Genomic DNA, 26,963 nt, shown 5'->3' with positions numbered 1-26,963 from the left:
ACTTTCCCCCCTCAATGAGCCGTACGTGCACGTGGATCGAGCAACGCGTTGATCAAATCTGCCAACGCGGTCGAAACCACAAACAACGCGGTGGATATGAGGACTGAGCCCATAACAATCGGGTAGTTTCGGGTCGTAATGCTATCGATGACCAGTTTACCCAGCCCCGGCCGGGCAAAAACGATTTCGGCAAAGACGGCCGAGCTGAGAAGAAAGCCCATCCCAACGCCGATCACGGTAACCACCGGCAGAATGGCGATGCGAAGCGCGTAAACCATGACCACGCGACGTTCGGCGATACCAAAAGCCCGGGCCGTACGCACATGGCTTTCGCCCATAACCTCCAGCATCGATGCCCGCACCAGACGGGCAATATAGCCGACCCAGCTGAGCCCGATCGCGAAAGCCGGCAGAACCAGATGGTTTAGGCGGTCCCAAAAACCTTCTCCCGCCCCGATGGCGGGAAACCATTGCAGATGGACGGCGAAAATCAAAAGCGACAAAAGCGCGACAACAAAAGCCGGAGCAGCGACAAAGCTGACAGATATCGCAGCAGCGATCCGATCAATCAAAGTATTGGGATGCGCCGCCGCATAAGCACCAAGGGCAATACCCAGGCTTGCGGACCAAAGGATCGACGCAAAGATCAGTTCCAGCGTGAATGGCAATTGCTGGAACACGATGTCAGTCACGGACCGGCCCGAGAAAACATCGGTTCCAAGGTCACCCTGCAAAAGATTCCCATAGAAAATCAAAAGCTGTTTCCAGATCGGTTGATCCAGTCCCAGCGCCGCGGTGAGTTGGGCCTGAAGTTCGGGCGTGGCACGCGGGCCCAGCATGATCTGGACCGGATCGCCAGGCACGGCGCGGATCATCAGAAACATGACGGTGACCGCCACGAACAGGATAAGCAGCGACAGCCCGAAGCGACGGGTTGCGAAATTCAGCATGGCCAACTGGCTCCTTGTGGCTTGGTGGCGTTGTTTTTGGTACGGCGAGCATTACGCGCCCGCCGTACCTGGTCGACCTGGGGAGTTCAGGTCGCCTTGCCGAAATACCGAAGCAGGGACAGGCCATCTGGCCGCAATGCCGGAACGACGCGTGCGCTGTGAATTACCGGTGTCGCCTCGTGGGTAATAAATCGATAAGCACCGCTTTCTTCCATCAGGTCCTGAGCGCGCTGATACATTTCTGCCCGTTTTGCGATATCCGTTTCCGCAGCCGCAGTTTCATGAATTTCATTGAATTCAGGGCTGTTGAAGCGTTCCCAGTTCCATTTTCCGATCTGTTCGGGCGTGAACCACGACGTCGCATAGTACGGGTCCGGAGTCATCGAATAGCGGTTCAGAACAAGCTGCAGGTTCTCATTGTCACCCGACGCCCAGAATGCCCCGGATTCCAGAACGTTCACCTCAACCGTGATCCCGATCTGCGCCAGCGTTGCCTGAATGATCTGAGCGGTTGTGGTGAAGGTCGTCTTGTTCAGCGTATCGAGGGTCAGCGTAACATTGGTCTCACCGGATTCTGCAAGCAACTGCGCCGCTTTCTCGAAATTCGCCTCAGGCGGCACCATCGAAGACGGCCGGTGACCGGCAAGGCCCGGTGCAATGATGCCGGTCGAAGGTTCCGCAGCACCAAAATATGCAGCCTCGAGAATGCTGGGTACATCCACCGCGTGCTGAATCGCCTGCCGCAGCTTCTGGTTCTGCAGCTTCGGATGCTCAACATTCATGCCCATCCAGACATAATAAAGCGAGGGTTTCTCAACCAATGATCCACCATTGGGAACCCCGGCGCGATACCGCTCGACCGAGCCTAGCGACACACGGGTTACATCCAGCTCGCCCGCCTCGAACGCGATCTCGGCGGTGTTTTCGTCGTCGATCGGATAGATTTCGACGGTATCCCAGGTGGGTGCGTCCCCTTTCCAGTCGGGATTGCGCTTGAGAACTGTCTTTTCCTTGGGGGACCAACTGTCCCGCAGGTAGGGGCCGGACTCTGCCACCGGATCAGCGCCGATCCGGCCACCAGCAGCTTCGACCGCCGCTTTCGAAACGATGTTTCCGGTAATGTAAGGTAGGGCAATCGACCAGATCGGTGCGAACGGTTCATTCAGAACGATTGTCCCCTCGCGTTCACCGGTCACCTCAACATGGCTGAAGGGACCCAGGTCGGGTTTGTTCGGACTGTCGGTCGCGTCGTCCACGACCCGTTCCATGCTGAATTTAACATCCTCGGCAGTCATGGCGCCAAAACCGTTGGTGAACCCGATGTCGTCTCGCAATGCGAACTTGATGTGGGTCGGATCAACCTGTTCGATCATCGTTGCCGCATCCAGCTGCCAACCCCATTCCTCGCCTGGCTTATACTGGATCAGCTTGTTGTAGATGGAGGCATGAACCTCTTCTTCAACAACACCAACGGAATGGGCTGGATCCATATTCTGTGCATCACCATAAGCCCGCACCCGCAGAACACCGTCATCTGCCGCAAATGCGCGGTTTGCCCATCCCATCGGAAGAGCTGTGGCCGCCCCAAGCGCGGTTGCGCCTTTCAAAAACTTCCTGCGGCCAACATTGGCCTTTGTCCATTCGATCTTCATAATATCCTCCCTTGGACTAAGTCATAGAAGTCCGCGTGGAACGGTTTCGGACCATTCCTTCGTCAGAACTTCGGTTTCATCCGCGCCTTCAGTGGCGCGTAGTTTGCGGTAGAGGTAGAAATTCTGTGCATCACAACTCATGCGGCACTTGGTCGAGATGGCAACCTGCCAATCCGCCCGTTCAAAGGTGAAATTCCAAGCCGTCTCGAAACATGCGGTTGAGGGATCATCCGGATGAATGCCATAGTGCATGCGCACGTCGCTACCGACAATCAGATCGTGGTAGGGATCGCGCGTTTTACCGTAGTCATCAAACGTCTTCAGAACTATCTGACCGTCTTCGCTCTCGATCTGTTCGGACTGCGATGCAGGTGACCGAAGTTGCTCGGCATCAAGAACCGGGTAACCTTGAGCTTGGCCAGGTTCAGAGGCTTGTATTTCGTGCGTAACTTCGCGCACAGGCAAGTGCAGAGTGCAATTCTGCAAGTGTAATGTCACCTCAACGGCATTCGGTGCCGGCCAGACGATCGGCCAGTAAGACGTCGACAGGGCCAGCCGCAGCACATGACCCTCGCGCAAGCGGTGCGCGCATTCATTCAGGGCAATCTCGGCCTCGTAAATCTCTCCGGGCCTTAAGGTTTCGGGCGCTTCATGACTGCGGTAGTGACAGAGGTTCAGCGACCGATAGCTGATACGTTGTGATACACCGTCCGGCGACACATCGCACAATCGAGCAACAAGCTGGGCAACAGGCTGATCCACCGAAAACTGAAACTTCAGTTTAGCGCGCCCCAGCAACTCCATCGGCGCTTGCAATGGTGCGCTGTTAAAACAGAGCGACAAGGCGTCATCGCTTGACTGATCTCCGGGAAGCTCGTTGTCAATCCGCATGCCAGCACAGAAATACCCGCCTTGCATACCGACATGACAAGGTGATGCGATTGCCAAGGAACCAGGGCTTGGGCTTTGGGAAAACCCGCCGGGAACCAAGTGCCAGATCTGTTCTTGTACGTGCGGCGACGGCCAGCTAGCTTCCGCAATCCAACGACCTTGCCGAGGGCCATTTTGCGGCGCTGGGTTAAAGTGTTCCTGCATAAATGTCCGATAGGCAGGCAGGTCCTCTGCACCATTTTCTTGCCCTTTCAACCAGCGATCAAACCAGCCGATGACTTCGGAATGGAAATCCGCAGGATCAAGTTTCGAGATATGAGGATACCGATGTTCCCATGGCCCGATGACGGCCTTGCTCGGTGCCCTCAGATTTGCAGCCAAAGCGGGTGGAGCATTCACATAAGCATCTGCCCAGCCTGTGATCGCCAAAACAGGAACTTGAATGGCAGACCAATCCTCGCAAACAGAGCCATGCATCCAATAGGAGTCACGGGTTTGGTGACGCAACCAATCTGCGGCAGAGAATGGGACGTTTTGCAGGCGAGCCAGCCAATCCTCTCGCCAATCTGCACGTAGGTCCGGATCGGCGGGGCGCGTCAGATATGCAAACATCTGACTACCCCAGTTCACGTTGTCACTCAGCAGGCACCCGCCCATAAAATGGATGTCATCCGCATAGCGATCCACGGTCGAGGCGACGCTGATAACAGCCTTCAAAGCTGGTGGTCGGCGAAAGGCTAGTTGCAAGCCGTTAAATCCGCCCCACGATATTCCGATCATCCCGACATGCCCGTCACACCAATCCTGCGCGGCAATCCAGGCTATGACTTCCTCGCCATCACGCAGTTCCTGCTCAGAGTATTCATCATCGAATTGACCTTCGCTGTCCCCGGTGCCGGTTATGTCGACCCTCACGCAGGCATAATCCGCCTCAGCGAACACTGTGTGTGTCGTTTCATCTCTCGGCGCTGTGCCGTCGCGTTTGCGATAAGGCAGATATTCCAGAATAGCCGGTACAGGGCTCGTTTCGGGTAACCAGAGTCGCGCAGCAAGACTCCGTCCATCCGAGAGTGTGATCCATGTGTTTTCGATGGTCTGAATTGGCATCTGGAGGCTTGTCTGTTGCGAGTTGATGCCGAAGAAGAAACCAATTTGCAGGGAAAACAAATTGTGCGATCTTGTGCGAATTGACGCTATCTGTCGTACTATAGCGTCAAAACGCGAAAGGTTTTACCGGTGACAGAGAATTTTTCCACAAACCTAAAGTCGTTATGCGCAGAACACGGGAGCATTTCGCAGATTTGTCGTGACATCGGCGTCAACAGACAGCAATTCAATCGTTACCTGACTGGCTCTAGCCTGCCTTCGGCCCACAACATGCGCCGAATTGCGCGTCACTTCGATCTGACAGAAGCAGAGCTGTTCGCTGAAACTGATAACTTCGAACGAATGCTAAAGGGTGTCGTGCCACAAGTTGGCAAAACGCCCACAGACGCATTTCTTGATCCTTTTCGGGGTCAACAGAAAAACCTGAGGCGTTACGTAGGGTTTTACCATTCATATTTCTGCACGCCATCTTGGGAAGGAAAGATCTTCTGTTCATTGATCCGCATCCAGGAAGTTGATGGGCTTTTCACTATTCGTTCCAGGGAAATTGCCACGTCGACAGACAAAAGCATGCACCAGATTTCCCGCTATTCCGGCTTGGTGACAATGCGGGGAAACAGGATATTCGTGACAGAACACGAGCTTGCACGAGAAGGCAGCGTAGCCAACACCATCTTGTACTCCGCGCACCGGCAGCAACTGAAGTATCTACGAGGAATGACCATGGGCGTCGCCTGGCGCCCGTACCCTCATCCCTATGCTGCCAAAACTATCTGGAAACGATTGCACGAGCGCGTCACTGCGCGCGAGGCAATTGCCGCTTGTGGTATCTACCCATTCCAAAGCAATAAGATCGACCCAACTGTCAGGAAGCACCTGACCGAGGCTTGAATCGTCGGATCAACATAAGCGGCGGTGCGGTTTCCTTGGTGCGATATAAAGTTGAAAGGACACATTTTCATCCAGGCATTCCGCAATCAGCTTCGCAAACGTGCTGATGACGTACCCACATCACTGATGTTTGACTGGAGTATTTGAGGCCTGGGATCAAAATTCCCAACCATTGCAAGACGGCTCTGTGGACGCATCCAGGCCAATAGAGACCTGGAACTCACTGTGGTTGGGAATGACCGGTCTAAAGACATCAGCTGCAACGTAATGATATTCGTACTGCCCCTGCAAACTATTACTGCGTCGGCACTAGCAGCATGAGCAAAAGGCGGCTTTCGCTCCGTTGCCCGCGCTGAGCACGAACCACCTAATCCTACGAACGCGTTAAACGACGGGCAGGTGTAACAAAGGCAGAAATTGGCGAGGTTCGCATTTAGCCAAGTTGAATGCCTGCGGTGCTGGTGTGTCGGACAGTGGCGTGGGCGTGTGACATGATGGCTTTTATCTACCACGGTATTGGGCGAAGCCGACCTGCCTGGGCCCTGAAACGATAGGCCAGTGCGGATGGCCAAATCTAAGGGCTAGCCATCCGACTTTTGCATATTCAGAACGCCGCGAGATCTCGGAGGAACAACGCGATGCCCGGGAGAAATATCAGCAACGCCGTCATCAGAGCCAATATTGCGAAGAACGGCAAAGTCCCCCTGATTACTTCCAGATAAGGCCTGTTGAAGATTGCGATTGCGGTGAAGATATCGCAGCCAAAGGGTGGCGTAGCCGATCCAATGGCCATCTGCAGCGTGACCATAACGCCAACAAGAACCGGATCAAGCCCCGAGGTATCTACGATCGGAACAAAGATCGGAGTGAGGATGACAAGTACAACAAGCGAGTCGACAAACATGCAGCCCACGAAGAAACAAAGGGCGATGATGAAGAGAATGTATTCGTGGGACGCGCCTTCGAGGTTGAGCGGCTCCAGCAGGCCCTGGGGTATCTGTTCAAACGAGATATACCAGGAAAACGCCTGACCGACCCCGACAAGAATGAACACGACCGCTGTGATCAAACCAGTACTGAGTGCCGAATCCAATACATCATTGAGCTTCAGTTCTTGGTAGATCACGCACTCGACGATCAGTGCGTAGAGGACCGAAAACGATGCCGCTTCTGTTGGGGTGACGGCTCCGGAATAGATGCCGCCAACGATCAGTACTGGGAATCCCAAAGGAAGGACAGCTCTGCGGAAAGCCGCCCTGCGCTCAGCACTAGATTTCTTCGGGACAAGCGCAATCTGATCGCCTTGCAGCGCACTGTAGAAGTAGCAATAAATCGAAAACATGACCGCCAGAACAACCCCCGGTCCGATCCCTGCGATGAACAACTCCCCAACACTTGTATTGGCTAGTGTGCCGTAAAGGATCATTCCGATGCTGGGAGGAATAAGGAAGGCGATGTCGCTGGCATTGATGATCAGTGCCATGACAAAACGGTCCTTGTAACCCGCTTTCAACAATTTTGGCCTCATGATCTGACCGATCGAGACCACTGTTGCCTGGGTCGACCCCGAGACTGAGCCAAACAGCGTGCAACTGATGCAAGCAGTGATCGGCAAGCCAGCCCGGCGGTGCCCTACAAATGCTTCGATCAGGCCAAGCAGGTTGTTGGCAGTATGGCCGCGGGCCATAATATCGGCGGCAAATATGAACATTGGCACAGCGATGAGCGCGTTCGGTGAAATGCCGGTTACCATTTGCTGAATGATGACGCCGGTATCACTCTGAGAGAAATGTACCAGGCCGATCAGGGTCGCAACTGCCAAGGGAACGACCATGGGGTAGCTGAGAAACAGCAGCACAACCATCGCTACGACCAGCGTAAATGTGATGACGTAGATATCCAGCTCACCGGCCACGATATCCCCGAGAAATTCAAGGAAACCTGACATGTCAGACTCCAATCTCTACTGCGTCGCTGTCTTCGACCTCATAAGAGTGCCAGGCGCCGGCATGGCTGATGTTCATGATAAAAGCGATCAGGTACTGCAGGCTGGCCATGAAAAGGCCAATCGGGATCACCGAGTAGATTATGTAGACCGGGAATTGCAGCGCCGGGCTCAGGCGGTTCAGTTCTTTGATCTCCAAAACGTAGAAAACGGATTTATATGCCAGATATGCCAGCAGCAGGCTGGTGGTGATCGAAATCAGTGTCAGGACGGCCTTTTTTGACTGACGGCTCAGCGTATCGTAGAGCGCCGTCATACGAATATTCCGGCCTTTCCGGACCGCATATGCAAATCCGAAAAAGGTCACGCTGACGATCAGGAACTGGTTCAGTTCTTCGGAAAAGAAAAGGCTTTTACCAAAGGCATAGCGACCAATGGCGTTGGCGGTCGAGTTCATCATCATTAGTAGAATGGCTGAAATGATGACGAGCTTCTCAATGAATTCAGTGCCCTTGCTCAAGGCGAGCAGTAAGGTTTTCATGGACTTCCCTCCCTAGGCACACCGGTGGGCGCACCTCAAAACGAAGGACGCGACGCCTGAACAGGACGCCGCGCCCCCCAGCAATTTCAGCTTTAGTTATGAGGCGTTTTCGACCTCTTTGAGCAAGCTTTCGAGGATCTTCTGGGCACCATCACGCGCAGTGGGTTTCTCGGCGTCGTCATAGGCATTTTCGACCACGTCATAGAAAGTTTCGTGCAAGGTGGCGCTTTGGGCTTCGAAGACAGCGCGCTCTTCCTCGGTCAGGACAATGACCTGCAGATCGGGACGTTCCGCCTTGATCTTGTCCATGTTCTCAAGGTTGATCTTGATCTGGTAGTCATGCGCCGCCTGTTCTGCTTCGGCGATGGCTTTCTCTACCATTTCCTGCTGATCGGCGGGGAGACCGTTGAACCATTCGCTGTTGGTCGAAACGGTGCCGACATAAGGCAGTTGACCAGGGAAAATCAGGTAATCCTGAACTTCGTGCCACTTCGCGTTGTAGATGAAGTAGATAGGGTTCACCATTCCGTCGACGGTCTTCAGCTGAAGCGCGCCATAGACCTCGCCCCAGGACAGCGGTGTCGGGTTGGCGCCGAAAGCCTTGAAGGTTTCGACAGGAATGGTCGAGGTGAAAGTGCGGATTTTCTGACCCTCGAAATCGGCGGGGCTGCGGATCGCCTTGTTGGCGCCCCAGGCCATTTCGCCTTCCGAAATCATAGTCAGCAGCTTGAGGTTCACTTTCTCGAACTTCGCGCTCAGGTCTTGGTAGATTGTCGGGCTCGTTGTCAGAACCTTGCGGATCACATCGACATCTCCCCCAAGCACATAAGGCAGATCGAGAACCTGTGCCTCGGGCACATAGGAACCAAGGTGACCTGTGCCGACAGAAACGAACTGGACGGTGCCTTTCGATGTAAGTTCGACGATGTCGTTCTCGGTGCCCAACTGCCCGTAATAGTAGATGCGCACTTTGATGTCGCCGTCGGATTGCTCCTTGATGCTTTCGGCAAATGCCTGAGCGAAGATGTCCTGAACGTCTCCTTTGTCCTCTTCCGAGGCGAATTTCCACGTGTCCGCGAATGCCGCGGTGGACAGACCGGCGGCAAGCACTGCCGAAGTGAACAGCTTGCTAATGGTAGATTTCATTCTGTTGGTCCTTTCTTGCCCGCTCATGCGAGTCCTTCTGAGATGATAACAAGAGGGCGCGTTTCCTCTGCGTTCCCTTGTTCGGTGGTTCTTTTGCACAGTGCCCCGTAACCGGCCGCACCAGATGGTGTGGTCGAGATACCAAGGGCGGTGACAGCTTCGGCAGCTGCCTTGCCTTCTTCTTCGGAAAGCGTTTCGTATTTCACGTCGCAGCGTTCGAGCACGTCCCAGGCCACGATCGAGGGTTCCTTGCAGTCAAGGCGACCCATGTTTGAGTCTTGCCCGTCACTGCGGGATGGTTTCCCGGCCAAGTTGCTTGTTTTCAGGCAAGCGGCTGCACTGGGTTCGACGACGATCAATTCAGGTTGTTCTGCCCAATTCAGACGGATCATATGTGACATCGCGGCGGCAAGCCCGCCGACGCCAGCCTGAAGATAGACATGTGTTGGCCAGAGGCCGGAGGCTGAGAACTGCTTGCGCATCTCCTCGGCGATGACGCAGTACCCCTCCATCACCAATTTCGGAATCTCGGTGTAACCGGGCCAGGTTCCGTCGGCCAAAAGCGTGGCGCCGGTAGTTTCAGCGTCGGCGATGGCCGCCGCAACGCTTTCGTCATAAACGTCGCCTGAGCGGACCACTTCCGCACCAAGTACTCTGAGCCGATCGCCAAATCCTTCGGGCACAGTCCTTGCAAGGTGAATCCGTGCCCTAGCCCCCATCGCCCGCGCTCCGGCAGCAACGCCTATGCCGTGATTGCCCGCACTGGCGCAAACGAAAGTGTGGACTGCCGCAAAGTCTCGAAAATCTGCATCCCCCATCCGTGTTTGGGACAGCGTTTCACCCGTTTCTTTCTGCCATGCCTCCTCAAGAATGCGCGCAACGGCGTATGGCGCACCCAACGCTTTGAAAGCGCCAAGCCCCATTCGCTGCGTTTCGTTCTTGGCGTAAACGCTCAGACCACTGGGACCTTGGATTTCGAACAGCGGTGAAACAGCATAGTTCTCCTGTGCCTGAAAAAACTCCAGCGCGCGGGCAAAATCCGGCGCAAAATTGAGGTTGTCGGTACGTGTCATGTGCTATTCATCCGCTTTTACTGTGAGCAGAGATTTTGCATGACTCGCTTGTTTGTATTTTTCGTATTTGGCCATATTGTTGAAAAACAATTTCACTCTTGGCCAATAGGGAGCGGAGAATTTTCATGAGCGCCGACCTTGATGATGCAGACACCACAATTCTCAGAACGCTTCAGAAGGATTGCCGAATCGGACTTGAACAACTTGCGCAGGAGTGCAGCCTTTCGGTTCCGTCCGTGCAGCGCCGGCTAAAGCGGCTCCGGGAATCCGGCCTGATCCTAAGAGAGGTCGCCGTCCTCGACCCGTCGCGTTTCGATTACAAGATGACATTCATTGTTCTCGTGGAACTTGATCGGGAATCGCTACAGCAGCTGGATGTTTTTCGTAAGCGCGCCAGAAACGAGCCACAGGTGCAGCAATGCTATTATGTAACCGGAGACGCTGACTTTATTCTCCTCTGCGTCGCCCGGAACATGCAGGATTTTGAGGATTTGACCCACCGATTGTTCTTCGACAACTCTAACGTCCGCAGATTCCGCACATCTGTAGTGATGGATCGTACGAAAATCGGCCTAAACCTTCCGATTTGACCACTTTGGTAACTTCATTGACATTGAGCGCAGATTCGACCGTTTCCCAGAGGATAATTGAACTCGTATATGAATCCATCTGGATTCGCCGCTTTGGTGCAAGTTTTTCTGTCTACGGGGCGGAAACTTGATACAATTCGCGCATCGTCAATGTGTAAAACAAGATTGAATTACACGTGGATGACGGAATGAGTGATTTAGAGACCCGTTTAATCGAACTTCGGCAAGATCTGCACAGGAATCCTGAACTGGGTTTCCAAGAGACACGAACCAAGGCGATTGTTGCCGACCGATTGCGTGCTCTCGGGATCGAGGTGCACGAAGGTGCAGGCGTTGTCGGTGTGCTTCGGTCCCGAGATGGCAACAAGGCTATCGGGCTACGTGCTGACATGGATGCGCTGCCGATCACCGAAACATCCACGCATGACTATGCTTCAACATCGCCGGGAGTTATGCACGCGTGCGGTCATGATGGCCATACTACAATGTTGCTAGGAGCGGCGGAACGCCTGTCGCAAGATCCTTCCTTCGACGGCACCGTCGTCTTTCTGTTCCAACCGAACGAAGAGCATGGGCTTGGTGCTCGCGCGATGATCGACGAAGGGGTGCTTAAGCAATTTCCGGTCGACGAAGTTTATGCAATCCACAACCTGCCCGGAGCGCCCACCGGCCAGATTTCGACGCGTACCGGTATCATCTGCAACAGCGAAACACTCTTTGAGATTGATGTAAAAGGGCAAGGCGGCCATGCTTCCATGCCGCAGACTGGCGTCGATGCCATAACCGTTGGTGCTGAAATTGTTCTCGCATTACAGACAGTAGTGGCGCGAAAGCTTGCACCGGCGTCCGGCGCAGTCATCTCCGTCACCGAATTCCTGACTGACGGTCAACGAAATGTCCTGCCAGGTAACGCCACGCTTAAGGGTGATTTCCGGGCCAGATCCCCCGATGATCGCGTGGCCATCAAACGTTTCATGCGCCTGATTGTCGAAGGGGTGGCAGCTGCGCACGGGATTGAAGCCTCCGTGGCTTTTGACACTCAATTCGTCGAGACCATCAACTCAGAAGCACCGGTCGAGGCAGTTTACCGTGCCGCTGAGACGGCGGGTTGCGACCTGATCAGAGATCGCGACCCGATGAGTTTTTCTGAAGATTTTGCACAGCTGTCGGCCGCCGTGCCGGGCTGTTTTCTCTTGCTGGGCAATGGCGAGACCGGACCAAATGCCCAACCGCTCCATGCCTCTGACTATGATTTCAATGATGCCCTGTTGCCCATAGGTACAAAATTCTGGGTCAGACTGGTTCAAGACCGACTGCCCCTTCGAAAGGAACACTACTCATGATCGCCCCACGACGCGGCTTCGACAAAGAAGAATACGCCACGCGCACGGCGGCGGCACAGTCAAAGATGACTGAATCTGGAATGGCTGGCATGCTGCTGACCACCGAACCGGATGTGCGCTATTTCAGCGGGTTTCACACGCTGTTCTGGCAAAGCCCAACCCGTCCGTGGTTCCTGTTCATACCCGCAATGGGTAATCCAATTGCGATCATCCCCGAGATTGGGGCCGATTTGATGCGACGCACCTGGGTTACTGATATCCGTACTTGGAGTGCCCCGGCACCCCAAGACGACGGTGTTGGGCTTTTGACCGATCTGTTGTCTCCCTATGCGGGACGGGGCGAGACAATCGGTCTGATGAAGGGACATGAAACCCATCTGCGGATGCCGCTTGGTGACTATGAACGGCTGATAACTGGCCTTGAGGGACTCGTGATTGAAGATGCTTCAGAGATCGTTCGCAGCTTGCGAATGGTAAAATCCGAGGCCGAGATCGAAAAGCTTTCACATATCTGTGCCATCGGTTCGCGTACATTTGCACGGGTGCCTGAAATCGCCCGCGAAGGTCAGCCTCTCGAAGACGTATTCCGGGCTTTCCGCCGTGAAGGGTTGGCACAGGGCGCCGATGACGTTCCTTATCTTGTCGGCGGTGCAGACACTGGTGGCTATCACGACGTTATCTCGCCCCCCTCTCGTCGCCCCTTGGCGCGCGGTGATATCCTGATGCTCGACTCTGGCGCCAACTGGGATGGATACTTCTGCGACTTCGACCGGAACTGGGCCATTGGCAGCGCGGATGATGCCTCGCGCCGCGCCTATGACGTTCTTTGGCGTGCAACCGAGGCCGGGATTGCCGCTGCCCGTCCTGGCGCTACTTGCCACGATCTATTTCATGCGATGCAGAGAGTGATCGCTGAACTGGATGATCAGGGCGGTGATGTTGGCAGGTTAGGTCATGGGCTTGGCATGCAGCTGACCGAATGGCCTTCGCATGCCATCTGGGATTCAACCGAGATTAAAGAGAACATGGTGCTTACCCTTGAACCTTCGCTTGGCTACGGTGACGGCCTGATCATGGTGCACGAAGAGAACATAGTTGTCCGCGCAGGTGGCGCGGAACTTCTGACCGAGCGCGCCGCGCCCGAGCTTCCAATCATCTGAGGTCCTCTATGAAGCTTGAATTCCAAACAGATGAAGGCATCGGTACACGTGCAAATCTCGGCGTTATCGTTCTTGAAACGGACGAAACGCTTGAGCAAGAGTTTTCGCGCATCATGGATCTCGCAGGGGTTGCGCTTTACCACAGCAGAATCCCAATGGTGCCCGAAATCCGGCCCGACACACTGGCTCGAATGGAGCAGGATCTGCCGGCATCCGCGCGGTTATTGCCGCCATCGCTCAGCTTTGACGCCATCGGATTTGGCTGCACCTCGGCCTCGACGGTGATCGGGTCGGAGAAAGTGGCTCACGCCATCGAAACCGTATTCCCTGACGCTTGCGTCACCGACCCGCTGGCGGCAATCATCGCTGCCGGTAAGCATCTGAAGGCCAAGCGACTGGGCTTTGTAACACCTTACATCCCAGAAGTATCTGCCGGGATGCGTGCAAAGCTTGAGGAAGCCGGATTCGAGATCGCGGGCTTCGGCTCGTTCGAGGAAGGCAATGATCGTGTCGTCGCCCGGATCAAAGAAGCGTCAATCCTTGAGGCCGTCGATAAAGTGTCCGCGCAAGCACCCTGTGACGCCGTGGTTGTGTCCTGCACGAATCTACGATGCCTAGATGTCATCGCTCGGGCGGAAGAAAAGACCGGGGTGCCAGTCCTTTCGAGCAACCAAGCGCTTGCCTGGCACATGCTTCGGCTGGCAGGCATTGAGGACACCAATACCCGGTTCGGTCGTCTCTTCGGATAGCATGGTAATGCTGGGCGTATCGTCGCCGACGGGGTGTCGGAATTTTCCCGCGTTTAAGCCCAGTGTTTATCAAGTGGCAGCCATGCCTGCCCTACTGTCATAAACGCAGCGGTGATTGGAGATGTGAAAAACTGATTTCCCGGGATTGGCCCGTCACGCGTTTGACGCGGAAGCAATTGATCCCCATTGCAAACGGCATCAATCCTCAATCACCCTCTTGGAAGCTTTGGTCGTGAAGCAGCTGCTCGTTCAATAGGGTTATTCCAGGAACTAAAACTGGGAGCGACAGGCTACTACTGAGATCAGGCCAGCAGAGATTTTAACCGGTACATCGACAGAATTGGAGTGAAGACGATCAATACCTCGTTCCACTCTTTTCGCCACAACTTCAAAGACGCTTGTCGACACGCCGGTGTGCAACCTGACGCCAATGACATCCTTTTGGGCCATGCGCTGCGCTGCATGGCTGGGCGTTATGGAGATGGCAACATACCTATGCCGTTACTTTAGGAAGCAATCTGTAAGCTGGGATTTAGAGATTTGACATTGGCGAATGTAGTGACACACCCATGACGCACGCCACGATAACTATCTAGCCGAGTTTTTAATGGTCAGCCTATCTGTTCACGCATTCGTCTCCACTATTGCCCCTCCAGCGCAACTGAAAAATTGCTTCAATGGTGGGTCAAGAATTGTGCATTCTGTTGTCAGGTAGTTCCACTTGATGATCTAAGCCGCTACGATTGTAGTTGAGGCAACAGACAGGCTAACGTGATGCGAAGTATAATCTTCTTACCCTTAGCAGCATTTTTCCTAGGTGCTGTTTTCGAAGCGAAATCTGCAGCGGCGGCTCCTCTTGGACGATACGAAGTTTTTGGCGTTGAAGGCGGAGACATGCTGAAGCTGCGTGCAGGACCCGGAATAGGATTCAACGTAATCGTGGGCCTTCCAAACGGAACCGCTTTGCGAGTTCACAGTTGCGAACAGACCGGTGGCACCCGTTGGTGCCGCGTGTCCTTGCAACGCGCGCGTGGGCTAAAGGGGTATGTTTCATGGGCATATTTGCGAAAAATTTGATGTTTTAGTGGCTAGCACCTTCGTTTTGACGCTACCCACAAAATGCCAGTGGGAAACGTCCATTTAGTCCTATTGCACTCTTCATTTAGTGGTTTCATCAGGCAACTGGGCGCTACGAGTGCATTCGGCAAATCTCAACCCAAAGCGGACAATTCAAATCCGCAGGTCCGACGGGAAGCCGTCATTCGCTGCACCCGTGATACTTGCAGCACGAATTGAATGAGCCGACATTCAACCAACTGGAGTGTAATCACTTGGTCTGCGGTTGGTTTTCCTGCCATTTAAGACTTAGCCAAGTTTTAATTAGGTTCATTCTAGACACGCCAGCTTATTAAACTTGCAGTGAATTGTATGTGCCTTTTCCAAGCCGCTTGCCATCATGCATTACACGCAGCGGTGATGATGATCTCGACTTTCAGATCCGGCCGAGCGAGCTTTGCCTCACCGCAAGCGCGAGCCGGGGCGAACCCGGCAGGAACCCAGCTATCCCAAACGTCGTTCATCTCGCCAAAATCGGCCATGTCGGACAGCCAGATGATCGCTTGCAACATCTGTTCCCGCGACGAACCCGCTTTGTCCAGAAGCGCGTCGACGCGAGACAGGCACTCGCGGGTCTGCTCGGCCACTGTGGAACCTTCACCAACCTGCCCGCAAAGAAATGCGACGCCGTTGTGTTTGACTATCTTGCTCATGCGTCGGCTGGTGTTGATACGTTCGATCATCGGGCTTCTTTCTTAGTTGGTTGCGCTGTTCACCGAACCGCCCATCGCTGCCAGTTCGCCAAGAGTCACGGGTTTCAACGGTGGTCTGATCCGATAGTATCCGGTTTCATCCATCGTAGCGCTGTTCGCTTCGGCCAGCAGGCTGCTTACGGTCAGTCCGCAATACCGCCCTTGGCATGGTCCCATTCCGGCACGGCTGAAGGCCTTGGCCTGGTTCGGACCCGAGCAGCCGATACCGGCATGGCGACGAATGTCTCCTGCAGTGATTTCCTCGCAACGGCAGATGATAGTCGTGTCGACGGGCTTTGTGGCTTCGACTGCGGGTGGAAATGCCGTGTCAAGGAAAGGTCGCACCGCCAGTTCCTGCGCGATACTGCGCCGAATTGGTTTGGCGGCGTTGTCCCTCTCGATCGTCGAAGTCGCCCCCAGATCGGCGGCCATTTTCAATGCGGCAAGGCGGCCTGCCAAGGCGGCTACCTTCGCGCCACCGATGCCGGCGCCATCGCCGGCGATATGGACCGTTTCGACATTGGTCCCGCCCCAGTTATCAAGGTTAGGCACAAAGCACTGCTTCCGTGCGTCCCAGTGATGCGCCACGTCAATGGAGCGGGCCGCCTGTGTGTTAGGCACGACGCCGTGATGCAAGAGCACTGTGTCGCAGGGAATATGTCGGGTCTTTCCGCCCGCGGTAAAGCGGATGCCTTCGGCGGTAGTTTCTCCATAAATAGAAATACTCGTCGCGGAAGTGTAGCGGCGTATCCCGGCGCGGCGGATTTCCGTGAGCATCGTCAACCCCTTGAGCAGATATCGCCAGCCGCGAAGGGCCCCGCCCAGATGCGGAAGCGCACGCAGAAAATCCGCCCGTGTCTGCGTTTCGACCAGTGCCAGAGGCGGTGTGCCCGCCCGTATCATCTGCGCGGCGATCAAGTAAAGCAGCGGTCCTGATCCGACCAAAACCGCTTTTTTTGACAGGACGCCGGATTGTTTCAACAGAATTTGCGCCGCCCCCGCCGTCATCACGCCAGGCAAGGTCCAGCCCGGTAGCGGCATCGGGCGTTCCAGGGCTCCTGTGGCGATGAGGATGCGTTTCGCTTCGATTGCGCCCCCTCGTCCGTCAGCTGTGTAGAGAACCCGAATTCCCTCTTCGATCGCCCAAACCGCCGCTCCTCCGATATGGGTGATGTTGCCGTGATCCAGCTCTGCCGTGAGGGACAATCCGTCTGTGTAGTCATTACCAAGCATTTCGCCCCTGACCGGTGCGACCCGATCCACATCGCGGTAGATCTGTCCGCCCGGACGGCGCTGTTCGTCCAGCAGAATAACATGCAAACCAGCCTTTGCGGCGGTTGCGGCCGCAGCCATCCCGGCAGGGCCGGCCCCGATGATGACAAGATCAGTTTTCTGCATCGATCACGTCCTTTCCATTGCGCGGCATCGACAAACGCAACCCTTCCGTGACTTCAAGCATGCAGGCTTGACGGGTCACACCGTCAACCTCGACGAGGCAGTCGAAACAGGCGCCCATCATGCAGAACGGCGCGCGTGGAGCGCCCGATACCGGCGTGTATCTGAACGTCCCCACACCGGCGGCCAGCATCGCGGCCGCGAGATTTGAACCTTCGGGCAGCTGCAGCTCTTCGCCCTCGAACCATACTGGAACCTGTGGGCGCCCAACCTCCAACTCAAGAAATGACGAAGCGGTCTTCACTGAACACCTCCAAATCCGGGGCCGCGCCATTGCCTTCCAGCCAGTCGGGCAAGAAACGGGCGTGGGCCGCTGCAAGGGTTATGCCGCTGTGGCAAGTCACCAGAAAGGCGCCGGCCATTTCGGGGCTTTCCTGGTAGATTGGCAGGCCATCGGGCGACAGAATTCGCAAAGCCCCCCAAACACGCACTAGCTGCGCCTTGGCGAGCACCGGGTAGGCCGCGATCGCCTCGGAGGCGAGACCGGAGAGGCCTGGCCGGGTGACGCCATCATTCAGACCCACCTCTTCGTTGGTGGCACCTATCTGGACGCCACCTTCATCGACCTGCCGTGCGATCAGCGAGGGGCGGTTGATTATTTTTGGCAGCTTCTCGGTGATCATCACTTGACCGCGCTGTGGCCGGATTGGGGCTTTGAACCCCAGTTTGGGTCCAAGTTCCATCGCGCCCAAACCCGCGGAAAGGATCACCTTGTCGGCCTGCACGTGGCTTCCGTCCGCGCAGGTGATAGTGAAACCATCCGATTTTCTGACGTCTGTAACAGTTTTTTCGTTCAGCACCCGCCCACCAAGTCGCCGGACGTCGTCGGCGAGAGACCGCAGCAACTTCAATGGATTTACATGGCCATCTTGATGATGAAGGATCGCACCAACGACTTTCGGGCCGATCTCCGGTTCCTCTGTGAGAAGCGCCTTCCGATCCAGAACTTCATATGGGTAGTTGCCGTCCAGCTTCGCCTTCAGCTCCTCGTATTGCGAGATTGTTTTCGTCAGCGTTTCTTCCGAGAAATGCAGGTCGTAGCCGCCCGTCTGCTCAAGCGACATGTCATATCCGGTCGCGTCAGCAAGCTCATCGGCAAACCCAGACCATGCGGCGGCGGATTGCTGGCTCCATGTGGCATAACGGGGTTGCTTGGTGCCCTTAGACTGCACCCAGACAAGTCCAAAATTTCCCCGACTGGCGCGAAAGCTGTCGTCGCCTCCATCAAGGACCAGAACGCGCTTGCCGCGTTTCAAAAGGCCCCATGCAACAGACAGGCCGACAACACCACCGCCAATGATTGCAAAGTCGGATTCCATGATCTCAGTTTCTGAACCTAGATTTGAGTAGAGCCGGGGCGAAGAAAAGGTGTCGCCCCGGATTTTAACAGAAGAGAGGCTGCTTACTTGGAAACCTTGTCCAGGATCGCCTGACCCCATTCCACACCCACGTCTTCGAGCACGACCGGCCAGACTTCCGCCTGAACCTTGGCCGACATTGCGGCCAGTTCTGCGTCACTTAGCGAGACGATGGTGGCTCCCAGATCGGCCAGTTTCTGTTCGTTGGCCTTTTGGTCGGCTTCTGCCACGGTCCAACGGGTCGCTTCAAATTCTGCCGCAGCCGCTTTCAGCGCGTCCTGATCCTCGGCGTCCAGGCCGGCAAGGGATTCATTCGAGATGATCATGTACCAGACTTCGAAATGGGTATTGGCCGGGATGTATGTTTTGGTCACGTCGCGGAACGAGGCATAGTAGCCTTCGGCACCCGAGCCGATCACACCATCAACAACGCCGGTCTGCACCGCCGTGAAAGCTTCGGAAAACGGGATAGGCGCGGGGATGTAGCCCAATGCATCGCCGGTTAACTGGAAGCTCTTGATGCCGGGCACCCGCACCTTGATGCCGTTGTCGACAGACGGATCGCCCGGCGACACTGCGTCGGTGTTGAGCGCGATGCCACCAAAGTAAACCGGATAGGCGGCCAGCATCGTGATGTCCTGCTTGGCGTAAAGCCCATCCATGGTTTCACGCACCACGCCACCGGGGCCGTAGATCGCGCGGGCCTGTTCCCAGTTTCCGGCGAGGTAGGGGAACGAACTGATCTGCATCTTACGGTCTGCTGCGGCGGCGGCCGGCTGTGTCGCCATGTCAACCGCGCCGACCGAGATACGTTCCTGCACTGTTGTATAGTCGCCCAACGCCGAGGCGGCATAAATTTTCACTTTGACGTCACCGCCGGTTGCTTCGTCCACGGCGGCGGCAAAGGCGTTCAACTCGAAGTCGATCGTCGTACCTTGCGGGCGCACATGGCTCATCTTCAGGTCAGCCGCCATCGCGGTGGTCGACAGCGCCATCAGCGCGCCGGTTGCAGCAGATATCATCATGCGTTTCATTTGGTTTCCTCCGTTTTGGGTTTAGTTAGTTCAGGATCAGTAGCCAAAGAGTCTGGGCAGGAAGAGCGACAGGTCCGGCCAGAGCGATGTCAGGAACACCACGGGCACATAACCGGTCACGATCAGGATCATCGCGGGCGGGATCACCTTGGTGACCTTCACGTTGCCGATCCGAGCCCCGAGATAGAGGATCGAGGCATAGGGCGGTGTCACGCCCCCCATCGCGGTGTTGACCCCCATGATCGCGGCGAACTGCACCGGGCTGACACCAATGGCATTCATCAGAGGCAAGAGCAGCGGCGCTATCAGGATGATTGCGGTGACGTCGTTCACGACCATGCCGACCAGAAACAGCATAATGTTGATCAGGATAAGCAGCAGAACCTTGTTGTCAGTGATCTCAAATATCGAGGCGACCAGCGCCTGCGGGATACCTTCCATCACATACATCTGGCTTAGGATCATCGAAAACAGGATCATAAGCAGAATTGCACCGACGGCGGTTGCGGACTCCTTACCGGCCATCAGGAAGTTTTCCCACCTGAGCCCCTTGTAGATCAGAAAGCCGACGGGCAGTGCATAGATCACCGCTACTGCGGCAGCTTCTGTCGGGGTCATGATGCCGCCATAGATGCCGCCCAGGATGATTACCGGCATCAACAGTGCGGGGAAGGCGTGAACGCCGCGTTTGGCAACCTCGCTACTGAGTTCGCTGAACGTGGGCTTTTCATCCAGTATCAGGTTGAACTTGCGCGACATCCATAGGTTCACCATTGAAAAGTTGAACATGATGAACAGACCCGGCCCAAGCGTCGCGAGGAAACAGGCGAGGATCGACGTGTCAGTGACCCAGCCGTAGATGATCATGGTGACCGAGGGTGGGATCAACAAACCAAGGATCGAGGAATTGGCAATCAGTGCGGTCGCGTATTCGCGGGGATAGCCGCGCTTTTCCATTTCCGGGATCAACAGCGGTCCGATCGCCGCGATACCGGTCAGGCCGGACCCCGAGATCGCCCCGATCACTGCACAGCTGACCGCCGCCACGACACCCAGACCGCCACGCACGTGGCCGATAAAGGCACTGACGAAGCGCAGCAGAGAGGCGGCAATACCGCTTTCGCTCATGATGGATCCGGCCAGAACAAATAGCGGAATGGCCAGCAAAATCGGGTTTCCAAGTTGCTGGAACCCCCAGAGCATGTTGCCCTTCATGGTGGCGCCGCCGATGAAATACATCACCATCAGCGCACCCCCGAAGCAATAGGGCAACGGCACCCCGAGGGTCAGCAGGATCACCAGGACAGCAACGGCAAGCAGGGCGACTTCAACCAAGGTGAATCTCCTCGTCAGTATCATATCCAAGAATGTGGCGGACCAGATGAATCGCCGTGTAGATCATCATCAGCGCCAGACCGATGGTCAGAGCCACCTCAGCATAAAATGTGGGAATGTAGAGCGTCGGGCTCTCTTTCCATACACGCCACGAATAGCGGGTGAATTCCCAGGACCAACTTAGCAGCCAGAGTCCGACAATCAGGCTGATCACTTCGCCGATAATCGCCAGAATGACGTGCTGGCGTGGCGTCTTCAGGAAGATCTCAAGCACATTTGCGCGGATATGAGTGTTTTCCCGCGAGGCATTTACCGCCCCAAGGACGTAGAGCCACAGCGCCGGATATGCCATGGTTTCCTCAAGCCCCATCACCGGTACTTGCAGAACATAGCGGGTGATAACCTGAACAAACTGGCCCAAAGCCACGATGCAAATAATGCTGGTCAGCAGGTATTTTACGAAACGCTCCATTTCCCCCCTCGCGACGTGATTGTCCGTCGTCGCAATACCTACTTTCTCCTCTTCCATAGAAGCAAATTGGAAATTACGTTATATCCATAGTTTGCCTCTATGGGGTGCAATGGGGATCCAGCCACATGAACCTGACAATCCGTCAACTCACGACATTTCGCGAAGTGTTACGCACTGGGTCCATATCCGAAGCCGGGCGCACGCTCGGGCGCACGCAACCATCGGTCAGCGCGATGATTGCGGGCCTGGAGAATGAGATCGGATTTCGACTGTTCGAACGAGAGCATGGCCGGCTGACACCGACGCCCGAAGCGCATTATTTTCTGGAAGAGGCCGAGGCCGTCCTGTCACGGCTTACACAGTCCACGAACACTTTACAGGAGATATCGAACCTGAAGCGTGGCCGTCTGCGCGTCGCTTGCCACCCAGCCGCATCAGGGTTCTTCATGCCAAGTGTTCTTGGTCAGTTTTTGCAAGACAAGCCAGCCATCAAGGCGTCGTTGATGATGCGCTCATCCAAAGTCATTGAGGAACTGATCGCCTCGCAGCAATACGACCTCGGATTTACCGAAACACCTGAACCGCGAAAATCAATTCATCAGCAGGACTTCGATCTGGAGTGTCTTTGTGCCATGCCCTCTTCGGATCCGCTGGCTGCAAAATCCCTAATTTCAACAGAAGATCTGGATGGTGCAAATCTGGCAACACTTTTCTCAGAGCATCCGACATTCCTTCAGACTTCTGCGGCCTTTAAGAATACTGGAAAGAGTTTTGAGCGTAGGTTCGAACTGCGGACTTTCTTACCGGGGCTGCAGTTTGTAAAAGCGGGTCTGTGCTATTTGATTTGCGATTTAATCACAGCTTTTAGCTGCAACGACCCCCTACACGGTACCGATGGTATCGTATTTCGCCGTTTTAGCCCCAGAATCAGCAGCAGCGTTTCAATTCTCACCCCTGCACATCGCCCGACGTCTCTGATAACTCAAAGTTTTAGCCAGAAACTGGCTGAGGACATAAACGCTATGAGGGCAACCGTTTTGCCCTGAACTCGGTTCGTTACCAGAGCAAAGTCCGGTTCCACAACCGGGCTTTGGTGCAGCTGTACCGAAAGTCATCTTCGTTGCGCTTTCTGTGAGTTCGCCAACCCGTAAGCTATGCCGGTGCGGCGAATGTCTGGATAGCGGGCTGTAACCACAGCATCGCGACCATCGGCAAACGGCAGCTTTGGACCGCCCACGAAGACGGCCCTCAACGATTAGATTTCAATTGCTTCCGCGATGGCCAACGTGTCTTCGAGTTCAATGCCTAGATAGCTAGCCGTGATAACTATCTTGGTGTGCCCAAGTAGCAATTATACCGCTCTGAAGTCGCCCGTTTTCTTGTAAATCTACGTCACCCTCGTCTGACGCATGGAATGGATTTCGTAAACGCTCGCCTCCAATCCAATCGAGGTGACTCAATCGCGTACGATCGGTGCGTACCGGAGTATGGAGATGTGCGAGCGTTCATGAAATCGCCCAGGCCACAGGTATTCGGATCCGACCATCAGCTCGTCTTCTATCCAATTCTCGATGGTGGCGCGTGTTCCCTCAAAAATCTCGACCCGAACGAGCTTCTGTGTCTTGCATTGCAGCATCGAGGCGCGTTCCCTGATTTGATCCGACGCAATGACATCAACAACCTTAATCGTCACCAGATCACAACCCCGAAACCTGCTGTCGATGGCCATGTTGAACAATGCGAGGCCGCGGTGGTTTTCAGCCAGTTCAAGACAAACCCGGATAGCCTAGACGTGCATTGGCATCAGAGGGCGCTTCTGTACGGCGACCCAACCTTTGTTCCAAGCAGGCCGCAGCGCACGAATGGCAGGTAAGTTTGGTGTTACCATGACTGATCCTCCTATCCACCACGCCCTCCCAAAACAACAACCCGTTGTTAACGCACCACGATATCGCGGAAACGCTGCGCGGCTCCGAGCCCAAAGCCGCCGTCACCCAAGCTTAGGCCTTGTGCGTGTGCGGCACGTCGCTTTCCGGACGTTCAAAACCGGATAACTAATGACGGGTGAGCGGATTTAGCAGCCAATAGCGTTCACCGACGCAGTGCCCGCAGCCAGAACACTAGGGGCATTCAAGCTCGCGACCCAGGGCTGCGTATGTCTCTCTCTTCAAGAGCAGTACTTGCACGCCTAAAAATAGGAAAGCGGGCGTAACGATCTGAATTATAGGAAAAAGCAAGTAGTGTCCGCGACCACTTGTGCAAGCTTCGCGAGATTGTTGTGACGTTTATATCTGAGCTAATGCTCCACAGATCGTTGACCTAGGCTCACCCTCCCAGTTTACGGTCAGTCATGAGGCAAGTGCTGGGCAGTGCGCAAGTTGCGGCCAGGCACCATCAACCAAACAGTTTGAGCTTGCGCGATTGGCGCACTGATCCATCGGTTGCGAGTGTTTTGAACATTCAGCACGGCATGCAGGTAAGACGAAGGGCCTGTCAGGCATCGGCACTTATCAATTCGCTTGCCTTTTCGCCTATCATAATTGCTGGAGCATTAGTATTGCCACTGACGATTTCCGGCATAATGGAGCAATCAGCTACCCGTAGGTTCATTATTCCATGTACATTTAGTTTAGCGTCGACAACAGACATGTCGTTGCTTCCCATCGCACAAGTGCCGGTGGGGTGATAGATTGATGTGGTGTTGGACCTGGCCCAATCAAGTGTGCCTTCATAATCATCGTGACTCAGGTCTGCCGTCGGTCGAAACTCTTCCGATATCTTCGAGGCCAGTGGATTCTGTTTGGCAATCCTGCGCGCGATATTCACACCGTCGACGATGGTTCGGCAATCTGTTTCAGTGGATAGGTAGTTCGGGATGATCTTGACATGATTGGACGGGTCCGGGCCGTTCAATCGCAATTCCCCCCTGCTTTCCGGGCGCAGTTGACAGACCGACATTGTGAAGGCCGAGAACGGATGTACGCCCTCGCCCGGGCTGTCAGCAGACCAGGGTTGGACGTGAAACTGTATGTCGGGTGTCTCTACATCCGGGCGTGTTTTCATAAAGCCGGTGGCAAGGCTGGCCGCCATGGTCATAGGCCCGGCACGGAACAGAGCGTATTTCAGAGCAATCCGCGCCTGATTGAAGAGGCTGCGGACTTCATCATTCAGCGTTGGTTCATTGCACTTGAATACCAATCGCGCCTGCAAATGATCCTGCAAGCCCTTACCGACGCCAGGCAGGGCGTGGACCGGTTCGATCCCGTTTTTCTTCAGGTGGTCAGGGTCGCCGATTCCTGACAGCATTAAAATCTGAGGAGAGTTGATCGCGCCGCCAGACAGGATAATCTCGCGCCGAACTTTCAGGGTTTGCTCGACCCCCGACCTATCCCGGTAAACCAGTCCGGTTGCCTTTTTACCGTCCAAAACCACGCGTGTCACCAATGCCTTGGTGATGATGTTCAGATTCTGGCGACTTCGAATGGGTTTAAGATAGGCCACTGCAGCACTACAGCGACGACCGTTGCGGGTGGTCAATTGGAAATAGCCTACACCTTCTTGTTCAGCGCCATTGTAGTCGGGATTGAACGGGTAGCCTGCGACCTGTGCCGCAGCGACCCAGGCGTCGCAGATAGGACGCTGAATGCGCATGTTCGACACAGACAAAGGCCCACCAACGCCGTGAAACTCATCTTCACCGCGTTCTTGATCCTCGCTGCGTTTAAACAGGGGCAGGACATCGTCCCACCCCCAACCTTCATTGCCCATTTGCCGCCAGCGGTCATAGTCCTCTTTTTGCCCACGAACATAGAGCAGTCCGTTCAGCGAGGACGAGCCGCCCAGAACCTTGCCGCGTGGCCAGTCGATGGACCGACCGTTCAACCCCGGATCAGGTTCGGTGCGATAGCACCAGTCAACCGAAGGGTTATGCATGGTTTTGAAATAGCCAACGGGGATGTGAATCCACGGGTTTGTATCGCGACCACCTGCCTCGAGCAATGCAACAGTTGTGTTGGGGTCGGCACTCAGCCGATTGGCAATGACACAGCCCGAAGACCCCGCGCCAACAACTGCATAATCCACTTCCATGACCGCCTCCTCACAACGTCGTTGAAAAAAACTCTATGCAAGATGCAAGAATTATACTAGCATTTTTTGATACAAAATGTCTCATTATTTGCGATCAGGGAGGTAAGCAATGGAGATCGGTCGGAAACTAAGTGGTATTTCGCGGCGGGATTTTTTCCGCGTTGCCGGGCGTTATGGAATGAGTTCGACACTGCTGGCGGCAGGCGGGTTTGGCGGCGCGATGAGCTTGGCGAATCTGGCGCAAGCAGCCGAATCAACCTATGAAAAGCGCTTTTCGAAAGAGCCAAAGCACACGCTGAAATTTGGCGCATCTGGCTTCAATACACGCAACCTGCTGATCGAACGCGCGGGCGCTATCGAATTTGCGCGTGATCTGGAGGAGCGCACGGACGGTGAAATTCGCATCGAGTTCATCGGTGACAACCAGATCTGTGGTCAGCTGAGCTGCGTCGAGAAAACCCAGCAGGGGATCGTCGACATCTATGCCGCCTCGACTCAGAACTCGGCGGGTGGTGCGCCCTATCTGAATGTGCTGGACTATGCCTACATGTTCCCCAGCCGCGCGGCGCAGTATCATTTCTTCTACAGTCCGGCGAGCCAGCGAATCCTGCGTGAACCGCTTGAAAAGCGGCACGGTCTGAAATTCCTGTTCACCCATTGTGAACTGCGCGGACTGCAAATGGGCTCGACCTTTTCAGACAAACCGACAGTCACAAAGCTGGAGGAGCTGTTCGGCACCAAAAACCGGGTAACGGGCACACAGTTGGGCCGGATTGCCATGCAGCTTCTGAATCTGAACCCGGTTCCGGTGGCGTGGGAGGAAACGCTGGACGCGCTGAAGACCGGTCTGATCGACGGCGCCGAGACATGGGCTTCTGCCGTGGCTTACGCCAACATGTCGCCCGTTGTGTCGCAGTCGGTGAACCTGAAATTCTTCTGCGGTACCGAGCATACCTCAATGTCCGCCAAGGTTTTCGACGGGCTGGGCGGTGAGTTGCAGGATGCAGTCATGGAGTCCTCGTACTTCACACAGGCGCTGATTCAAGGTGCGAATGAGGCTGCGCTGCTGAACACCGTAGGTTTCTCGGACCCGCAACTGCCCAACACAATCTTTGCCGAAAACGGTGTGCGCCCGGCCTTCCTGGCGGACGACCAGATCAAGCTGGCCGAAGAGATGTGTGCTCCGAATTACAACCCCGAGCCGTGGGCGCAGTGGCGTGAGCGCCTGAACAAGTGGTCAGGCGGTATCGATACATATCAGGAAATCTACGACATCGCGCGTGAAATTCCGGCTGACACACTGCCGGAAAATGTCGAGCCGCGCCGTTGGTGGAGAGGCGAAGCCTGATAAACTCAAACGAACCGGCCCCAAGC

23 protein-coding genes and 1 pseudogene are annotated in these 26,963 nt (G+C 55.3%); 8 read left to right on the top strand and 16 right to left on the bottom strand.

Features of this window, described 5'->3' with window-relative positions; translation table 11 throughout:
- Nucleotides 1–11 precede the first annotated feature (11 nt).
- From ACR0IK_RS20670 to ACR0IK_RS20660, 3 genes are all read right to left on the bottom strand, one after another.
- On the bottom strand, nucleotides 12–950 hold the full coding sequence (locus tag ACR0IK_RS20670; protein WP_480595226.1) for an ABC transporter permease: 939 nt from the start codon (nucleotides 948–950) through the stop codon (nucleotides 12–14).
- A gap of 86 nt (nucleotides 951–1,036) precedes the next feature.
- The gene (locus tag ACR0IK_RS20665; RefSeq protein WP_480643037.1) at nucleotides 1,037–2,602 is read right to left on the bottom strand and encodes an ABC transporter substrate-binding protein; all 1,566 of its coding nucleotides are present in this window, start codon (nucleotides 2,600–2,602) and stop codon (nucleotides 1,037–1,039) included.
- A 21-nt stretch (nucleotides 2,603–2,623) separates the two neighbouring features.
- Nucleotides 2,624–4,600 (bottom strand): CocE/NonD family hydrolase, encoded by a 1,977-nt coding sequence (locus ACR0IK_RS20660; RefSeq protein WP_480643036.1) that lies wholly within the window; start codon nucleotides 4,598–4,600, stop codon nucleotides 2,624–2,626.
- 129 nt (nucleotides 4,601–4,729) lie between these two features.
- Between ACR0IK_RS20660 and ACR0IK_RS20655 the strand changes: the two genes are divergently transcribed.
- Nucleotides 4,730–5,491 (top strand): helix-turn-helix transcriptional regulator, encoded by a 762-nt coding sequence (locus ACR0IK_RS20655; protein WP_480643035.1) that lies wholly within the window; start codon nucleotides 4,730–4,732, stop codon nucleotides 5,489–5,491.
- A gap of 604 nt (nucleotides 5,492–6,095) precedes the next feature.
- Here the strand turns inward: ACR0IK_RS20655 and ACR0IK_RS20650 are convergent.
- From ACR0IK_RS20650 to ACR0IK_RS20635, 4 genes are all read right to left on the bottom strand, one after another.
- On the bottom strand, nucleotides 6,096–7,379 hold the full coding sequence (locus ACR0IK_RS20650) for a TRAP transporter large permease (protein ID WP_480643057.1): 1,284 nt from the start codon (nucleotides 7,377–7,379) through the stop codon (nucleotides 6,096–6,098).
- A 61-nt stretch (nucleotides 7,380–7,440) separates the two neighbouring features.
- Nucleotides 7,441–7,977: a TRAP transporter small permease gene (locus ACR0IK_RS20645; RefSeq protein ID WP_480643033.1), complete on the bottom strand. Its 537-nt coding sequence runs from the start codon at nucleotides 7,975–7,977 to the stop codon at nucleotides 7,441–7,443.
- A gap of 96 nt (nucleotides 7,978–8,073) precedes the next feature.
- Nucleotides 8,074–9,123, bottom strand: a complete 1,050-nt coding sequence (locus ACR0IK_RS20640; RefSeq protein ID WP_480643032.1) for a TRAP transporter substrate-binding protein — start codon at nucleotides 9,121–9,123, stop codon at nucleotides 8,074–8,076.
- A gap of 23 nt (nucleotides 9,124–9,146) precedes the next feature.
- Nucleotides 9,147–10,196 carry a pyridoxal-phosphate dependent enzyme gene (locus tag ACR0IK_RS20635; RefSeq protein ID WP_480643030.1) on the bottom strand — a complete coding sequence of 350 codons (1,050 nt, stop codon included), beginning with the start codon at nucleotides 10,194–10,196 and terminating at the stop codon, nucleotides 9,147–9,149.
- A 125-nt stretch (nucleotides 10,197–10,321) separates the two neighbouring features.
- Between ACR0IK_RS20635 and ACR0IK_RS20630 the strand changes: the two genes are divergently transcribed.
- The 5 genes from ACR0IK_RS20630 to ACR0IK_RS20610 all read left to right on the top strand — a co-directional run bounded on the left by ACR0IK_RS20630 (nucleotide 10,322) and on the right by ACR0IK_RS20610 (nucleotide 15,115).
- A complete protein-coding gene (locus tag ACR0IK_RS20630; protein WP_480643028.1) occupies nucleotides 10,322–10,786 on the top strand; it encodes an Lrp/AsnC family transcriptional regulator in 465 nt (154 codons plus the stop codon).
- 188 nt (nucleotides 10,787–10,974) lie between these two features.
- Entirely contained in the window at nucleotides 10,975–12,129 is a 1,155-nt protein-coding gene (locus tag ACR0IK_RS20625; protein ID WP_480643027.1) for an amidohydrolase, read from the top strand.
- Nucleotides 12,126–13,289: a M24 family metallopeptidase gene (locus ACR0IK_RS20620; protein WP_480643026.1), complete on the top strand. Its 1,164-nt coding sequence runs from the start codon at nucleotides 12,126–12,128 to the stop codon at nucleotides 13,287–13,289. The genes ACR0IK_RS20625 and ACR0IK_RS20620 overlap by 4 nt, the downstream gene beginning before the upstream one ends.
- Nucleotides 13,290–13,297: 8 nt before the next feature.
- Nucleotides 13,298–14,038 carry a maleate cis-trans isomerase family protein gene (locus ACR0IK_RS20615; protein WP_480643024.1) on the top strand — a complete coding sequence of 247 codons (741 nt, stop codon included), beginning with the start codon at nucleotides 13,298–13,300 and terminating at the stop codon, nucleotides 14,036–14,038.
- Between the two features lie 774 nt (nucleotides 14,039–14,812).
- Nucleotides 14,813–15,115 carry an SH3 domain-containing protein gene (locus ACR0IK_RS20610; RefSeq protein ID WP_480595252.1) on the top strand — a complete coding sequence of 101 codons (303 nt, stop codon included), beginning with the start codon at nucleotides 14,813–14,815 and terminating at the stop codon, nucleotides 15,113–15,115.
- A gap of 377 nt (nucleotides 15,116–15,492) precedes the next feature.
- Here the strand turns inward: ACR0IK_RS20610 and ACR0IK_RS20605 are convergent, their stop codons facing one another.
- The 7 genes from ACR0IK_RS20605 to ACR0IK_RS20575 all read right to left on the bottom strand — a co-directional run bounded on the left by ACR0IK_RS20605 (nucleotide 15,493) and on the right by ACR0IK_RS20575 (nucleotide 21,500).
- Complete coding sequence (locus ACR0IK_RS20605) at nucleotides 15,493–15,837, bottom strand: RidA family protein (protein ID WP_480595254.1); 345 nt, start codon at nucleotides 15,835–15,837, stop codon at nucleotides 15,493–15,495.
- A 12-nt stretch (nucleotides 15,838–15,849) separates the two neighbouring features.
- On the bottom strand, nucleotides 15,850–17,244 hold the full coding sequence (locus ACR0IK_RS20600; protein ID WP_480643022.1) for an FAD/NAD(P)-dependent oxidoreductase: 1,395 nt from the start codon (nucleotides 17,242–17,244) through the stop codon (nucleotides 15,850–15,852).
- The gene (locus tag ACR0IK_RS20595; RefSeq protein ID WP_480595258.1) at nucleotides 17,231–17,545 is read right to left on the bottom strand and encodes a (2Fe-2S)-binding protein; all 315 of its coding nucleotides are present in this window, start codon (nucleotides 17,543–17,545) and stop codon (nucleotides 17,231–17,233) included. The genes ACR0IK_RS20600 and ACR0IK_RS20595 overlap by 14 nt, the downstream gene beginning before the upstream one ends.
- Complete coding sequence (locus ACR0IK_RS20590; protein ID WP_480643021.1) at nucleotides 17,520–18,620, bottom strand: NAD(P)/FAD-dependent oxidoreductase; 1,101 nt, start codon at nucleotides 18,618–18,620, stop codon at nucleotides 17,520–17,522. Before ACR0IK_RS20590 ends, ACR0IK_RS20595 begins: the two co-directional genes overlap by 26 nt.
- A gap of 83 nt (nucleotides 18,621–18,703) precedes the next feature.
- A complete protein-coding gene (gene dctP, locus ACR0IK_RS20585) occupies nucleotides 18,704–19,693 on the bottom strand; it encodes a TRAP transporter substrate-binding protein DctP (protein WP_480643019.1) in 990 nt (329 codons plus the stop codon).
- A 36-nt stretch (nucleotides 19,694–19,729) separates the two neighbouring features.
- Nucleotides 19,730–21,028 carry a TRAP transporter large permease gene (locus ACR0IK_RS20580; RefSeq protein ID WP_480534002.1) on the bottom strand — a complete coding sequence of 433 codons (1,299 nt, stop codon included), beginning with the start codon at nucleotides 21,026–21,028 and terminating at the stop codon, nucleotides 19,730–19,732.
- Nucleotides 21,021–21,500 (bottom strand): TRAP transporter small permease, encoded by a 480-nt coding sequence (locus ACR0IK_RS20575; protein WP_480534004.1) that lies wholly within the window; start codon nucleotides 21,498–21,500, stop codon nucleotides 21,021–21,023. The genes ACR0IK_RS20580 and ACR0IK_RS20575 overlap by 8 nt, the downstream gene beginning before the upstream one ends.
- A gap of 125 nt (nucleotides 21,501–21,625) precedes the next feature.
- On the opposite strand from ACR0IK_RS20575, the gene ACR0IK_RS20570 reads away from it, so the two are divergent.
- Complete coding sequence (locus ACR0IK_RS20570) at nucleotides 21,626–22,546, top strand: LysR substrate-binding domain-containing protein (protein WP_480595265.1); 921 nt, start codon at nucleotides 21,626–21,628, stop codon at nucleotides 22,544–22,546.
- A 209-nt stretch (nucleotides 22,547–22,755) separates the two neighbouring features.
- Here ACR0IK_RS20570 and ACR0IK_RS20565 read toward each other — a convergent pair.
- Nucleotides 22,756–23,229: pseudogene (locus ACR0IK_RS20565) on the bottom strand (tyrosine-type recombinase/integrase).
- Between the two features lie 764 nt (nucleotides 23,230–23,993).
- Entirely contained in the window at nucleotides 23,994–25,589 is a 1,596-nt protein-coding gene (locus ACR0IK_RS20560; RefSeq protein WP_480643017.1) for a GMC family oxidoreductase, read from the bottom strand.
- A gap of 109 nt (nucleotides 25,590–25,698) precedes the next feature.
- Here ACR0IK_RS20560 and ACR0IK_RS20555 point away from each other — a divergent pair, with 109 nt between their 5' ends.
- Nucleotides 25,699–26,937: a TRAP transporter substrate-binding protein gene (locus tag ACR0IK_RS20555; RefSeq protein ID WP_480595269.1), complete on the top strand. Its 1,239-nt coding sequence runs from the start codon at nucleotides 25,699–25,701 to the stop codon at nucleotides 26,935–26,937.
- Nucleotides 26,938–26,963 lie beyond the last annotated feature (26 nt).

This window comes from Ruegeria sp. BF7, from assembly GCF_056538605.1.
The sequence above is the reverse complement of the archived record's forward strand: the minus strand, read 5'-3'. Positions and strand labels throughout refer to the sequence as shown.

Excerpts from the sequence above, each read along its gene's own strand:
- ACR0IK_RS20670 (WP_480595226.1), bottom strand. The coding sequence starts at position 950 with ATGCTGAATTTCGCAACCCGTCGCTTCGGGCTGTCGCTGCTTATCCTG.
- ACR0IK_RS20665 (WP_480643037.1), bottom strand. The coding sequence starts at position 2,602 with ATGAAGATCGAATGGACAAAGGCCAATGTTGGCCGCAGGAAGTTTTTG.
- ACR0IK_RS20660 (WP_480643036.1), bottom strand. The coding sequence starts at position 4,600 with ATGCCAATTCAGACCATCGAAAACACATGGATCACACTCTCGGATGGA.
- ACR0IK_RS20645 (WP_480643033.1), bottom strand. The coding sequence starts at position 7,977 with ATGAAAACCTTACTGCTCGCCTTGAGCAAGGGCACTGAATTCATTGAG.
- ACR0IK_RS20640 (WP_480643032.1), bottom strand. The coding sequence starts at position 9,123 with ATGAAATCTACCATTAGCAAGCTGTTCACTTCGGCAGTGCTTGCCGCC.
- ACR0IK_RS20635 (WP_480643030.1), bottom strand. The coding sequence starts at position 10,196 with ATGACACGTACCGACAACCTCAATTTTGCGCCGGATTTTGCCCGCGCG.
- ACR0IK_RS20630 (WP_480643028.1), top strand. The coding sequence starts at position 10,322 with ATGAGCGCCGACCTTGATGATGCAGACACCACAATTCTCAGAACGCTT.
- ACR0IK_RS20625 (WP_480643027.1), top strand. The coding sequence starts at position 10,975 with ATGAGTGATTTAGAGACCCGTTTAATCGAACTTCGGCAAGATCTGCAC.
- ACR0IK_RS20620 (WP_480643026.1), top strand. The coding sequence starts at position 12,126 with ATGATCGCCCCACGACGCGGCTTCGACAAAGAAGAATACGCCACGCGC.
- ACR0IK_RS20615 (WP_480643024.1), top strand. The coding sequence starts at position 13,298 with ATGAAGCTTGAATTCCAAACAGATGAAGGCATCGGTACACGTGCAAAT.
- ACR0IK_RS20610 (WP_480595252.1), top strand. The coding sequence starts at position 14,813 with ATGCGAAGTATAATCTTCTTACCCTTAGCAGCATTTTTCCTAGGTGCT.
- ACR0IK_RS20605 (WP_480595254.1), bottom strand. The coding sequence starts at position 15,837 with ATGATCGAACGTATCAACACCAGCCGACGCATGAGCAAGATAGTCAAA.
- ACR0IK_RS20600 (WP_480643022.1), bottom strand. The coding sequence starts at position 17,244 with ATGCAGAAAACTGATCTTGTCATCATCGGGGCCGGCCCTGCCGGGATG.
- ACR0IK_RS20590 (WP_480643021.1), bottom strand. The coding sequence starts at position 18,620 with ATGGAATCCGACTTTGCAATCATTGGCGGTGGTGTTGTCGGCCTGTCT.
- dctP (WP_480643019.1), bottom strand. The coding sequence starts at position 19,693 with ATGAAACGCATGATGATATCTGCTGCAACCGGCGCGCTGATGGCGCTG.
- ACR0IK_RS20575 (WP_480534004.1), bottom strand. The coding sequence starts at position 21,500 with ATGGAGCGTTTCGTAAAATACCTGCTGACCAGCATTATTTGCATCGTG.
- ACR0IK_RS20570 (WP_480595265.1), top strand. The coding sequence starts at position 21,626 with ATGAACCTGACAATCCGTCAACTCACGACATTTCGCGAAGTGTTACGC.
- ACR0IK_RS20560 (WP_480643017.1), bottom strand. The coding sequence starts at position 25,589 with ATGGAAGTGGATTATGCAGTTGTTGGCGCGGGGTCTTCGGGCTGTGTC.
- ACR0IK_RS20555 (WP_480595269.1), top strand. The coding sequence starts at position 25,699 with ATGGAGATCGGTCGGAAACTAAGTGGTATTTCGCGGCGGGATTTTTTC.